The organism is Butyrivibrio sp. INlla21 (assembly GCF_900116875.1).
In the GTDB taxonomy this organism is placed as follows: Bacteria; Bacillota; Clostridia; order Lachnospirales; family Lachnospiraceae; genus Butyrivibrio.
In genome coordinates, this window is record NZ_FPCC01000012.1 from 67,579 (window position 1) to 79,587 (window position 12,009).

A 12,009-nucleotide genomic window follows, 5' to 3' on the forward strand; every position below is an offset into this window, starting at 1 on the left:
TCCTCTAGAACGTTTTTCCTACTATATCATAAGCGAATGCCACTACCTCGTTTCGCTTATCGGTATCTATGTATTTGAATACATTGTAGATCATCTTGTGTCCGCCGCCGGTATTCTCAAGACCGAGGGCAAGGCCGAGTGCTGCGATCTCATCTCCGGCATCCACCTGTCTTGAAAGCATGAGCGCATCAATATGACCGTTTTGCACCATCTTGGTATATGCATAAGCAAAGGCCGCTGCCTGAACAGCTTCTCCGGATGTCGAAGAATAACCGACCTCACTAAGGATGATCGATCTGACTCTACCCTGAGTATCGAGCATATGCTCTTTTTGCATATATCCGGTAAGAACCTCTATGTTCTCCATAGTAATACATGGAGTTGATTCCGAATGATTGACATACTTGGACGGATTCCAAAATGCGGTGTTTCCGTTGGGGAAAGAGTACGGATGGGCCGCAAGTCCCCAATCGATATTTCCGTATTCCGAAATGGATGATGAAAAGATATCAAGAACATCCTTGGCATCGTAGTCACCCGTTTTTTCGGTGTTGTATGTCCATCTCTGATCTATCGGGATGTAAACCTTAGCTCCGGCGTTATGACTCTTTATTGCATTGTAAAAGACTCTGTACGCCCTTGTATAAGCAGCTGTGTAAGTACCTACATCCACATGCTGCATGTAGTTATATTCTTTTCTTGCGTTGACCTCGTTTCCGATAATCCACATGCTGACATTGCCATGTCCCGAGCCCGAGTATCTGCTCGCCAAAAAGCTTCCGATCGCCGCACAAGCCTTAACGCCTCTCTCATCGGATGCGTTAAACATAAAATACGGAGCTGTAGATCCGCCTCTTGCGCTTGGATGTGTTATCTCGGGGAACGCCGATGTGCTGGCATCATTAAGGATGATGGCCGCTATATCGATTCCCATGCTGTTGAGCTTCTTGAACAGGTCGTCGTAATTGTTCATGACCTGTGCATTAAAATGATAAGTAACACCGCCATAGGAATACTCAATTCCGCCCGATGTGGTAAGAATATGAGAAAGCGGTATGTTGTACGAACAATAATTGACTCCGAGATCCGCAAGCTCCGAAAGTCTCAGCGGATACGGAAGCAGTCCCTTTATGGAATTGTGCGACATTCCGCCATAGTTACCGCTCGCACATGCTCCGGGATTGTTTATATATTTGGGATGGCTGATGCTGACGAACTGTCCGTCAACCTTAACTCCGACTCTGAATTTGGAATAGAGTCTTGAATCGGGCGCACCCTTTTTAAGGTCTATGGAAAAAGATGTATCGTCACCCTTATATATCTTGGAAATAGGCTCAAGCTCTGATGAAAACTCATCATCATAGGTTGCCTGTTCAAAAAGATAATAGTATTTATCATCACTCTTGGGAATTCCCTCAGATGTAACGGCAACTTCGACCTTACCGCCTTCACCGATACTGCAGCTTGCGATCTTGGCAAACTCCGCGGTATTTTCGGGAGTCATCTCAACCGTGGCAGGTCTGTCGGAAAGTGCCTTGGAAACAGACTTACCCGCTTCCACAATATCTTTTACTATAGATGAATGAACATACTCGACCTGTCTGGTCTCGTGCTCTTCCAAAGATGCCTCAAATATAGATTCCGCCACCTGTTCATCCTTGTTTTTCCTTAAGTTGATGACAAAAGCAGCAATCATAACTACAACAAAAGCAAACGCAGCCAGTGCAGCTAAACCTGTCAGGATTACCAATCTTCTATTCCGGCGGGCTCTTTTCCCTGTACGCATTCTGCGTTTTTTCTTTTTCATGAATCCGTCTTTTTTCCTTGTCCTTTTAATTTTTTCATATGTTCTTTTATCTTGTTCTCATATCCGTTCCCTGACGGGCTGTAGAACTCTTTGCCGTTAAGCTCGTAGGGAAGATATTGCTGCTCGACATAGTTGCCGGGATAATCATGGGCATATTTGTAACCTATTCCGTGCCCAAGCTTGGCTGCCGATTTGTAATGAGCATCCTGAAGGTGCGGAGGTATCGGAAGATTACCGGTATCCCTGACCATCGCCATCGCATTGTCTATTGCCATGATGGATGCGTTACTCTTAGGTGCCGTAGCGATATAGCTGGCCGCCTGTGCAAGAGTGATGCGGGCTTCGGGCATACCGAGCCTCTCAACTGCAAGCGAAGCTGCAACTGCCACCTGAAGTGCCTGCGGATCGGCATTGCCGACGTCCTCGGAAGCACAGACCATCATACGTCTTACGATAAACTTGGGATCTTCTCCCGCGTTAAGCATACGTGCAAGATAGTAAACAGCCGCATCCGGGTCGGACCCCCTCATACTCTTGATGAAGGCCGATATCGTGTCGTAGTGATTGTCGCCGTCTTTATCATATCTGGCGACCTTCTTCTGAATACATTCTTCCGCAACTTCTTTGGTTATATGTATAAGACCGTCCTCGCTTCGCTCGGTGGTCATAATACCAAGTTCTATGGCGTTAAGCGCATGTCTTGCATCTCCGTCTGCAAGATCCGCCAAGAAATCCGCAGCGTCCGGCTCAAGTACAGCCTTGTAGCTGCCCATTCCGCGCTCTGTATCGGTAACTGCCCTGTTAAGCAGTGTCTTGATGTCGTCTGCCGTAAGCGGTTTAAGCTCAAAGATAACAGATCTTGATATAAGAGCCCCGTTTACCTCAAAGTAGGGGTTCTCGGTTGTGGCGCCAATCAGTATCACTGTGCCGTCCTCAACAAACGGAAGAAGGTAGTCCTGCTGCCCCTTGTTGAATCTGTGTATCTCGTCTATGAAGAGTATGGTCTTCTTGCCATACATGCCAAGGTTGTCCTTGGCCTTTTTTACCACCTCTTCCATGTCTTTCTTGCCGGCTATGGTGGCATTTATCTGGGTAAATTCCGCCTTGGTCGTATTGGCGATGACCTTGGCCAGAGTGGTCTTTCCCGTTCCGGGAGGACCGTAAAGAATTATGGAACTAAGTTTATCTGCAGAAATAGCTCGATAAAGAAGCTTGTCTTTGGCAATAATGTGCTGCTGTCCCACGACTTCGTCAAGGGTTCTGGGGCGCATTCTTGCGGCAAGCGGAGACTCTTTTTCCATGTTGTTTTCGCGCATATATTCAAACAAATCCATAACGCTATAATTCTACTATTTTTAAGATAAAAATGGAAGTAAAATCCTTCCAAAGAAAAAGCATGTCAGTTATGTAAATACATACTGACATGCTTTGTAAAAAACGCCTTATTTATCGCGAAACTTCTATGTTGTCCGCCGTTATCGTGAACGTGATCGGATCATCTCTTGTGTAATATATCTTGGCACCTGCCTGCTCAAGCGCATCAACTACTTCCGGAGCGGCCGGATCGCCTTTACTTGAAGTGATCACCGCATACTCGGGCTTAACATGATCGACAAGCTGCTTGATATTGGCTTTATATCTGCCGTGATGCGGTACCTTCAGGATATCGCACTCAAGCCCGTCTGTCTTAACAAGCTCATCTATTCGCTCTTCAAGCGCATCACCCGTAAATAGAATGGATTTATTGCCATTGGTGACCTTTACCGCTAGTGATGAGTTGTTGCTGACATCTTCAGCATAGGTTTTGGAAAGAGCAGGATAAATTGTAAATGTCATTCCATCCGCTTCAAACGTAGTCTCTTCCGTAACAACGGTCTCATTCATGCCTTTTCTTTTTAATGCGGCATAATATTCCGTCATCTCATCGGTCGCCTTTGATCTGTATGTGGTATAAACCGCACCGATATCAAAGTTGTCGATGACTCTGTCAGCACCGCCGACATGGTCCTTGTCGTAATGTGAGATAAAAACGGCATCTATCTTCTCAACACCGTGAGACTTAAGCAGTTCCACTACTTTCTTGCCTTTTTTGTTTGTACCGGTATCCATTACAAAAGTATGATTCTCGGTCTCCAGCACAAATGCATCTTCTGCAGATGCCTTGAGCGCTGTAAAAGAAAGAACTCCCGGATCTATCTTGAAATTCTCATCAACTTCATATTTGTAATCAACTTCCTTGCCGGGAGCCTCAAACGCACATGCACCAAGGCTCATCAAAAGAACTAAAGTCGCCGCTAAAACTGTCTTTTTCATCCTCTGTCCTCACTTTCTGTTAATGGGGCCGGAGTATTTCTCTATGTCTGTCCGACTCGTGTTTTCACAACAGCAAACCGTCACACTTCTTAGTAAGCATATTTAAAACTCGTTTTTTGTCCGTAGACCACTTGGGCTCAACCAGTAAGCTCCTGGGTCCGTCGCCCGTCATACGATGTACGACCGTCTCTTTTGGTAAAAGAGCTAAACAAGCCGATACAAAATCAGTATACTCCTCCATTGACATGAACGCATACTTATTTTTGTCATCAAATCGGGTTTTTTTGTAATCTTCGTACATCTCAGTCCCTTTTAAAAGCTGAAGATTCTGTATCTTAATGCCATCAAGAACAGGCTGCAGATCAGAAAGATATTTTATTGTCTCAAGCATATCTTCCTTGGTCTCTCCCGGGAGCCCTATTATGACATGAACAATGACCTCAATCCCTGCATCCTTAAGCCTTTTATAAGCATCCTCAAACACATCAAGAGTATAGCCTCTGTGAATTTCGAGTGCAGTCTTTTCGTGAATGGTCTGAAGTCCCAGTTCTATCCACACGGGCTTTATCTTTTTAAGCTCCTTAAGCATCTCTATTACTTCGTCTCCGACACAGTCGGGTCTTGTTCCGATAGACAAGATCTTGATGTCATCGCGCATTGCTGCTTTTGTATACAGCTCTTTTAACCTGTTTATATCACCGTAGGTATTGGTATATGACTGGAAATAAGTGATAAAGCTCTTTGCGTCCGTCTTCTCCGCGATGCGCTTCTTGGCTTCTTCTATCTGTTCTTCAATCGGAGCCACTTGCGCCGCAAACTCTCCGCTTCCTCCCTCGGAGCAAAAAGTACAGCCTCCCGTAAGCCTCTTTCCGTCTGGCATAACAATAGAACCATCTCTGTTGGGACAGGTGCACCCAGACTGCAGAGACAGTCTGTATATCTTTTCACCGTATAGTTCTTTTAGGTATGTTGAAAGTTTTCTTGCCATCTTTTTCCTGTGATATGACTGTCACGGCGCCATACGCTCTTTACGCTTGTCCTACGATATTTCTTACCCATACGCCGCTCTTTACAAGTATGAAACCTATAATGCACTTTCCGAACTCGATCAGCGAAACGATGAGGAATACCGTCACAACAGGTATTGTCGTGTATTTGCTTATGATAAAAGCCGCGGGCACAGATACCGCCCAGGCAAAGCAACTGTCAAAAGCAACGGTGATCGCTGTCTTTCCGCCCGATCTGAGCGTGAAATACGATACGTTTGCATATGAATGGATGGGCATGCACAGCGCAACTACCCAGATACATCTCGTTGCCATGTACTTTATCTCAGGTTCTACGCTGTAAAACTGCGGTATGAACGGTGCAACAAGCGCAAGCAGTCCGCCCATTACAAGTGTACTTAAAAAGCTGAGAAATGCCATTCTAAATGCCGTACGTCTTGCGGAAACAAGCCTTCCCGCACCAAGCTCCTGTCCGACGATGATGCCCGTAGAGTTTCCGATCGATAAAAAGACCTCGTTAAATATCTGAGCCAGTGTACCGCTTATATTCATCGCTGCGATTATCGAAATGCCTCTCAATGAATATGCCCTAAGAAGCGCAGCCTGAGCAAGGCTCCACAAAAACTCGTTGCACAAAAGAGGAAGCGATCTCGACATTATAGGCCAGATCAGCTCCTTTGGAATACGAAATCCGCTGTAAAGTCCTTTGAAAAAGCCGTATTGTCCGTTTGGCTTATGCGCTCCGTAAACAACTATGAAAAACTCCACAAATCTGGATATGACCGTTGCTACTGCGGCACCAAGAACTCCCATTTTCGGGAATCCCAAAAGACCAAAGATAAGGAGCAGATTAAAAATAAAATTTACTCCCATAGCTATCATACTTGCGATCATAGGAAGCGTAGTCTTTCCCGACTCTCTCATCGCGCTTGCGTACGCCTGCGTAAAGCTAAAAGGTATAAGTCCTATGAGCATGATATTTAAGTAAGATACTCCGAAGCTGAGAGTCTGCGTTCTTACGGCAGCCTCCGTTCCTTCAGCTATATACAGTGACACAAGATAGTTTGATGTATTAAACAAAAAAATAACTGCCACTGTACATATCACAGCAGCAGTTAAGAGCTTGTATCTGATAGAGTATCTGACTCCATCCATATCTCCTTTTCCGAAAAACTGCGTACTGAATATCCCGGCTCCCGCAAGTGAGCCCCATATGCACAGGTAAAATATAAAGAGTATCTGATTGACGATCGCGACCGCAGACATGGGTATGGTACCCACCTGTCCGACCATGACATTATCCAAAAGTCCTACGATATTTGAAAGTGTATTCTGAACTATCATGGGAATAGCAACCATAGCAACCTTGCTATAAAAGCCGGGTTCCCCTATAAGACACTCCTTGAGTGATAATCTGTATTTGATCGCTTCTTTTCTGTTTGATGTCTCAAATGATGTCATAATCTTATTCTCCGTACAAAAATCCCGGCAACATGAATTGCCGGGGTATTATCGACTTTAACTATTATATTATCTGAGCATTATTAAAATCAAGATTAATATGCGCCTTCAGACTCGAAAACTACAGGGATTGTCTTTAGAATGAGTTTAATATCCGTCACAACGCCCATATCCTTGATGTATTTAAGATCAAGCTCAACCCACTCATCCCACTTGATGTTGGCTCTTCCGCCAACCTGCCAATAGCAGGTAAGACCGGGCTTTACAACAAGTCTTTGCTTCTCGTAAGCATTGCATGCTTCCATCTGATCCACAAGAATGGGTCTTGGACCGACGATACTCATATCGCCTTTGATGATGTTGATAAGCTGCGGAAGCTCGTCTATTGAATATTTGCGAATAAAACGTCCCACGTGAGTTACTCTCGGGTCGTCTTTTATCTTAAATGCATGTCCCGTCTGCTCGTTGCGCTCCTGCATGCGCTGGAACTGTGCCTCGGCATTTCTGTACATGCTGCGGAATTTATAAATCTTGAATGGCTTCATATTCTTGCCCGCGCGAAGCTGCGTGAAAAATATAGGTCCACCGTCTTCCATAAGTATTGCCAGTGCCGTAAGAACGAAAATCGGTGAAAGTAATATAAGTGCTACCCCCGATGCAACAATATCAAAGCAGCGTTTAAACCACTTGTAGATGTTTGCCTTGTGATCATAGATTTCCTGATAGATTAATTCAATAATCTTGTTCTCTGACTGATCAATGACTGCCTGCTCTCTTTTCGCAATCACCATATCACATATCTCCTCATCATACCGATATCTCCAATCATAATCTGTTCACTATGCTTTAGATATTTATGAAATAGATTATTGGAATATCGATAAAAAATAACTCTTGATATATTTACTATAGCAAAAACAATCAAGAATAACCAGCAAAAAAGATTATTTTGCCATAAATATTGTGGTTTTAGATTAAAATACATCAAAATGATGTGCATAGAAACGGCTTACGCCACTCTACAAAAGATATATCGGCAAAAAATCTACAAAACTTAAGTTTTTTATGCATAATAAAGGACCTATGATTAAGATAATAATCATAGGCCCAATAGTTTATTCTACATCTTACTTATAAGAGCCATGCCAGCTTCCTTTTCCGGAAGCCATTCCTCCTGTTACAGCTACTGCTCCGGCGTGATAGCTTCCCAAATACTGATGACTGCTATCAAAGAAATTTATATTCACATATACAGGTAAAACATTTATTTCAAAATAACAAGTACTCGAGAACAGCCTTAATATATCATCCGTATATATGTCTCCTACAAGCGCGCCTCCTCCAAGCGCAGCTATTCCATAAGCGTCTCCGTCAAATGTCATATTACTGTATTGTGGATACTCATCATCATTAATACGAACCTGAACTTTCATATAGATTAAAGCACCTATAACAGAGCCGGTTGCATGATAAGCAGTATTTGCAGATTGTAACTTTGAAATCATTTTTTCATGATATTCTTTTTTTTCTTGAAGATCAGCGATTACTACGTTCTTAAGTTCTTCTCTCTCCATATGTTCCACCTTCCCTTTCTAAAAACAACTTCGGATACAGTTACTTTTCCTCCCCGTTTTCTTTTTCACGGTTGTGCTTACGAACGCATAGTACCGTCACTATTGTTCCCACTACAAAGGCCACGATCGCAGTAAGCACGTATCCTCCCGCTTCTTCATAAAGGAGACTCGAACCGCTGTATAAATTTGTAGTTGTTCCGAATTGTCCGACTCCCAGATGCTGAATTATGATAAAAAGACATGCAAATAATGCAGTGCTGACCATGCCCATTGCATTGATCATTCTGCTCTGTCTCTTTTTCCTAAGTCCTTTCATGCGTCTGTGAAGTTCTGAAAGTCTCTCTTCACCTGTCATCAAAATAAAAAACCTCCTTTTAAAGCGTGCAATTATCCCTTTCACTTATATAGTGTCAAAAAATCGCAAAACTCCTAAGGAGATTTTGAAAAAATATTGTTTTTTTATTATTTTAGTCCGATTTTCTTCTGAGAAAGCATAAAAACCATGATAATCAGTGCCATTGGAACGACGCTTGCTATCCCAAGGCTGATACCGCCCGCACTGACCATGATATTGAATATCGCATGGAAGGTTATCGCAAAGCACAAAACGGCAAACGTTCCCATCATGCGTATCCAAGCTCTGTCCCACAGGGAGAAAAGACCTATCGCTATGGCCGTGCCGCACAAAACATGCATTGCTCCCGTGCCAAAACCTCTGAGCATAAGGCTAAAGAGATCCTTAGTCCCGTATGAAGCAAGGAAGCATACATTTTCAAATGTCGCGAATCCAACGGAAACAAGGAGTATTCCGTTTATCGAATCCTCTTTTCCCGCTTCAAATATGATTATATAAAAAAGAATCGGCAGGAACTTGATACATTCTTCAACCGCAGGCGCCACGGCGTGAGAAGCGGTAACAAGATCTATCTCAAAGATCGCGGCAAAAAAGCTGCTGACATATGCCGCCAAAAGGCAACAGATCATGCCCGCAAGAAGAAATGTAAGCGCTCTGCGCCAGCTTCTCTTAAGACAAAGAATAGCCAGAAAAAGCGGCGCTGCCAGACAGATGAACGTGTTCTCCATGTATGTCATTTTGCCACCTCCCTCTTTTTCACGATCCAAAATGCGAGGAAAATGACCGCCAGAAACATATTGAACCAATAGTACGGATTGTACCAGGTACTGTCATATCTGAAAAAAGAAGATGTCCAGGAGCCGTATTCACCCAAGCAGTTCAAAAGAACTACAATACTGATATTCCGGATATATCTGTCGTTAAAGAAAAGAAGATTTCGGATAGAATTAAACATAAGAATCCCTGTAAGTATCGCATAAACAGTATTACTTACGTATTTTCCGTATTGCATGTACAAAAGAGCCATCCCGATAACAAAAGGAATGGTAAGAAGCGGAATAAATCGCTTTATTCCGGTGTTTGGAACTTTGGAAGCAAAATCTTTTCCCAGGTGCTTCTCGCATTCCATAAAAAGGAAAAGACTAAGAAAGATATACGAAGCATACCAGCTAAGATCAGAAACAACAGCAATGTTCGGAGTTGCTCCGTAATAGAATGCAACTGCCTGCCAATAAAGATTGCCAAGCAGATAGCTCACATAAAAAAGATGCAGCAGAACCCAGGATTTCTCCCTGGTCTTAAATATGAAGTAGATCGAGATCGCCATGCAAATAAGCAATGAAACTATCTGAATGGCGGTATCAATAACATCAACCATCAGCTCACTCTTCTTTCATTCTTTTATTGATAAGTACGCAAAAAAGTGTAAACGCTATTCCAAGACACAGAGAGATAAGAGCAACCATGATATATCCAAGTGCTCCGTTCTCGGCAAAAATACTTCCGGTCATGCTCCCCGGTACACCCGCCGCGGTTGTTTTGGGAAGACGTGCGATCATAACAGCCGACGTGATCGCAAGAAACAAGCTTGCCACAAAGGCTACAGCGGTCTGTATCGCGATTACTTTTTGCGCTTTCTTTTTTTCAAGCACAGCCATTTTGCGGTGCAGTTCCTTTACTCTTTCCTCAGATCTCATATCGTGTTATTCCTTCTCTTTCAAGCTCTTTCCTAAGTATCTTTTTACCGTTCGCAAGAAGATTGTCTATCTTCTTCTTGCTGCACGCCATTATCTGCGCAGCCTGATCGTAGCTTAAGTCCATGGCATATTTAAGCCAAAGTGCCTCTCGATACTGAGTAGGTATAAGATTCAGGCACTTATGAAGTGAACTGATATTTTCATCGATAACAGTCTTTCTCTCCGGAGTAACCTCTTCCGAGATGATATCGTCGGGAAGACTGAACTCGTTTTGCTTAAGCTTTTTTCTCCAGAGGCGACAAGCCATATGTCTGGCGGTCTTAAAAAGATATGCCTTAAAGCAGCCCTCTCCGATCTTAGGCTTCTTAACAAGGATCGCCGCAAACGAATCAAGCATCAGATCCTCGGCATCGTGATAATCACCGATAAAAGAAAAAAGGTAAGATGTAAGCAGATCTCCGTAGCGAAGCATAAGCTCATCGCCCGCCTTCGCATCACCTTTTAAATAACCGTTATATAATTCGTCGTCACTTGGAAGTTTCTTATTATCAGGATTCATACCACAAATCTCTCAAGACATGCATAATAATATAACTATTTACATTTATGATATCATCAGGATTTCGGTATGAAAAGAATTTTATATTATACGAAAAAAACTCGGATTTTCTAATTATTCACCAACTTGCAGGACAAAAGAAATTTCTCGCCAATGTCTCCAAAAGCTCCACTAATTCTCCCGGAGTATTCGCGATAATTAAGAACACGGGCTCTCATAACCCATGCAAAATGAAAGGAGTTTCATGCACAAAATCTAATTCAAAAAAATAAAGCCAAATCTATATATCTAGGAGATTCCGTGCAAGTTGGTGTTTGGAAAAAATTGCTCTGAAACGAGCAATACAGGACGATTGTCCTGCGTGACGTGATGATGTGTAAAAACAGGTTGTCTTGTTCACGTTTCCGATGGGCATAGATTATCACCATGAAAATATGATGTAAATAGCCTTTGCTCAAACTTAAGGAAATCTACCGTAAATCTTAAGAAAGTCATAAGAAGTTTACTTAATTCCGCATCTTGATTATCTGAATTCTCAGAAATGATATTCATAGGAAGTTCCTATAACAAAAAACCCGGAACCTCCGAATAAGGAAGTCCCGGGTCATAACAATCATATCACTTAATATATTTAGATATCAGCCCTTAAATATTCCGATCTCGCTGATAATAGGTGCTTCGATCGCCTTACCGTTAAGTGCGTTTACTACAGCGATGATCTTGACAACAGCCAAAACGAGAAGACATGCGCCTGTAACGAACCATCCAAGGAAAGGAATTACAGCGGGAATAACTACTACGATCGCAGCAATCTCAAGCTTAACAGCCTGCTTTGCATGGAATCTTGTAAAAGGTGAATTGTTGACAAGAAGAGCGGCGATTATTCCAAGCACTCCGAAAATATAAGCAAAAGCTGCAAAAAGCTTGTTATCTGCTATATCTCTGACATCATACTCACTTGTATGATCCTTGGGATTATAATACTGCTGATAAGGATTGAACTGAGTCTGCGCAGGCGGCATCTGTGCCGGCATCGGTCCGCTCTGAGCCGGTATCGGTCCGCTCTGAGCAGCGCTCTGATTGTTATCTACAGGCTGTGCTCCCTGAATACCAGGGTTACCCTGTTCAAGGCTTACACCGCAACTTTCGCAAAATTTAGCATCATCGGCCATCTGTGTGCCGCAATTAGGACATGTTTTCATGATATGTGTACCCCCTATTGCAAATTATTATTAT

General features: G+C 43.0%; 13 protein-coding genes. All 13 read right to left on the reverse strand.

What is annotated here, in order from left to right; genetic code table 11:
- Positions 1–4: 4 nt before the first annotated feature.
- A complete protein-coding gene (locus tag BM377_RS08680; protein WP_092246791.1) occupies positions 5–1,807 on the reverse strand; it encodes a DUF5722 domain-containing protein in 1,803 nt (600 codons plus the stop codon).
- A complete protein-coding gene (locus BM377_RS08685) occupies positions 1,804–3,141 on the reverse strand; it encodes a replication-associated recombination protein A (protein ID WP_092246794.1) in 1,338 nt (445 codons plus the stop codon). Before BM377_RS08685 ends, BM377_RS08680 begins: the two co-directional genes overlap by 4 nt.
- 112 nt (positions 3,142–3,253) lie before the next feature.
- Positions 3,254–4,120, reverse strand: coding sequence for a ComEC/Rec2 family competence protein (locus tag BM377_RS08690; protein WP_092246797.1), 867 nt, complete (start codon positions 4,118–4,120; stop codon positions 3,254–3,256).
- Positions 4,121–4,184: 64 nt separating this feature from the next.
- Positions 4,185–5,108 (reverse strand): tRNA modification radical SAM protein MnmL/YtqA, encoded by a 924-nt coding sequence (locus BM377_RS08695; RefSeq protein ID WP_092246800.1) that lies wholly within the window; start codon positions 5,106–5,108, stop codon positions 4,185–4,187.
- A gap of 40 nt (positions 5,109–5,148) precedes the next feature.
- Positions 5,149–6,588 (reverse strand): MATE family efflux transporter, encoded by a 1,440-nt coding sequence (locus BM377_RS08700; RefSeq protein WP_092246803.1) that lies wholly within the window; start codon positions 6,586–6,588, stop codon positions 5,149–5,151.
- Between the two features lie 95 nt (positions 6,589–6,683).
- Complete coding sequence (locus BM377_RS08705) at positions 6,684–7,379, reverse strand: sugar transferase (RefSeq protein WP_092246806.1); 696 nt, start codon at positions 7,377–7,379, stop codon at positions 6,684–6,686.
- Positions 7,380–7,715: 336 nt separating this feature from the next.
- Positions 7,716–8,162 carry a VapA/VapB family virulence-associated protein gene (locus tag BM377_RS08710; protein ID WP_092246809.1) on the reverse strand — a complete coding sequence of 149 codons (447 nt, stop codon included), beginning with the start codon at positions 8,160–8,162 and terminating at the stop codon, positions 7,716–7,718.
- 40 nt (positions 8,163–8,202) lie between these two features.
- Positions 8,203–8,520, reverse strand: a complete 318-nt coding sequence (locus tag BM377_RS08715) for a hypothetical protein (protein ID WP_143104491.1) — start codon at positions 8,518–8,520, stop codon at positions 8,203–8,205.
- Positions 8,521–8,624: 104 nt separating this feature from the next.
- On the reverse strand, positions 8,625–9,254 hold the full coding sequence (locus BM377_RS08720; RefSeq protein WP_092246815.1) for a PrsW family glutamic-type intramembrane protease: 630 nt from the start codon (positions 9,252–9,254) through the stop codon (positions 8,625–8,627).
- Complete coding sequence (locus BM377_RS08725) at positions 9,251–9,895, reverse strand: hypothetical protein (RefSeq protein WP_092246817.1); 645 nt, start codon at positions 9,893–9,895, stop codon at positions 9,251–9,253. The genes BM377_RS08720 and BM377_RS08725 overlap by 4 nt, the downstream gene beginning before the upstream one ends.
- A gap of 4 nt (positions 9,896–9,899) precedes the next feature.
- Positions 9,900–10,214 (reverse strand): hypothetical protein, encoded by a 315-nt coding sequence (locus tag BM377_RS08730; protein WP_092246820.1) that lies wholly within the window; start codon positions 10,212–10,214, stop codon positions 9,900–9,902.
- Positions 10,204–10,773, reverse strand: coding sequence for an RNA polymerase sigma factor (locus tag BM377_RS08735; protein ID WP_092246823.1), 570 nt, complete (start codon positions 10,771–10,773; stop codon positions 10,204–10,206). Before BM377_RS08735 ends, BM377_RS08730 begins: the two co-directional genes overlap by 11 nt.
- Before the next feature lie 638 nt (positions 10,774–11,411).
- Positions 11,412–11,975, reverse strand: a complete 564-nt coding sequence (locus BM377_RS08740; protein WP_092246826.1) for a DUF4870 domain-containing protein — start codon at positions 11,973–11,975, stop codon at positions 11,412–11,414.
- Positions 11,976–12,009 lie beyond the last annotated feature (34 nt).

What these genes read in the sequence shown, in the direction of transcription:
- BM377_RS08680 (WP_092246791.1), bottom strand. Translation starts at nt 1,807, where the DNA reads ATGAAAAAGAAAAAACGCAGAATGCGTACAGGGAAAAGAGCCCGCCGG.
- BM377_RS08685 (WP_092246794.1), bottom strand. Translation starts at nt 3,141, where the DNA reads ATGGATTTGTTTGAATATATGCGCGAAAACAACATGGAAAAAGAGTCT.
- BM377_RS08690 (WP_092246797.1), bottom strand. Translation starts at nt 4,120, where the DNA reads ATGAAAAAGACAGTTTTAGCGGCGACTTTAGTTCTTTTGATGAGCCTT.
- BM377_RS08695 (WP_092246800.1), bottom strand. Translation starts at nt 5,108, where the DNA reads ATGGCAAGAAAACTTTCAACATACCTAAAAGAACTATACGGTGAAAAG.
- BM377_RS08700 (WP_092246803.1), bottom strand. Translation starts at nt 6,588, where the DNA reads ATGACATCATTTGAGACATCAAACAGAAAAGAAGCGATCAAATACAGA.
- BM377_RS08705 (WP_092246806.1), bottom strand. Translation starts at nt 7,379, where the DNA reads ATGGTGATTGCGAAAAGAGAGCAGGCAGTCATTGATCAGTCAGAGAAC.
- BM377_RS08710 (WP_092246809.1), bottom strand. Translation starts at nt 8,162, where the DNA reads ATGGAGAGAGAAGAACTTAAGAACGTAGTAATCGCTGATCTTCAAGAA.
- BM377_RS08720 (WP_092246815.1), bottom strand. Translation starts at nt 9,254, where the DNA reads ATGACATACATGGAGAACACGTTCATCTGTCTGGCAGCGCCGCTTTTT.
- BM377_RS08725 (WP_092246817.1), bottom strand. Translation starts at nt 9,895, where the DNA reads ATGGTTGATGTTATTGATACCGCCATTCAGATAGTTTCATTGCTTATT.
- BM377_RS08730 (WP_092246820.1), bottom strand. Translation starts at nt 10,214, where the DNA reads ATGAGATCTGAGGAAAGAGTAAAGGAACTGCACCGCAAAATGGCTGTG.
- BM377_RS08735 (WP_092246823.1), bottom strand. Translation starts at nt 10,773, where the DNA reads ATGAATCCTGATAATAAGAAACTTCCAAGTGACGACGAATTATATAAC.
- BM377_RS08740 (WP_092246826.1), bottom strand. Translation starts at nt 11,975, where the DNA reads ATGAAAACATGTCCTAATTGCGGCACACAGATGGCCGATGATGCTAAA.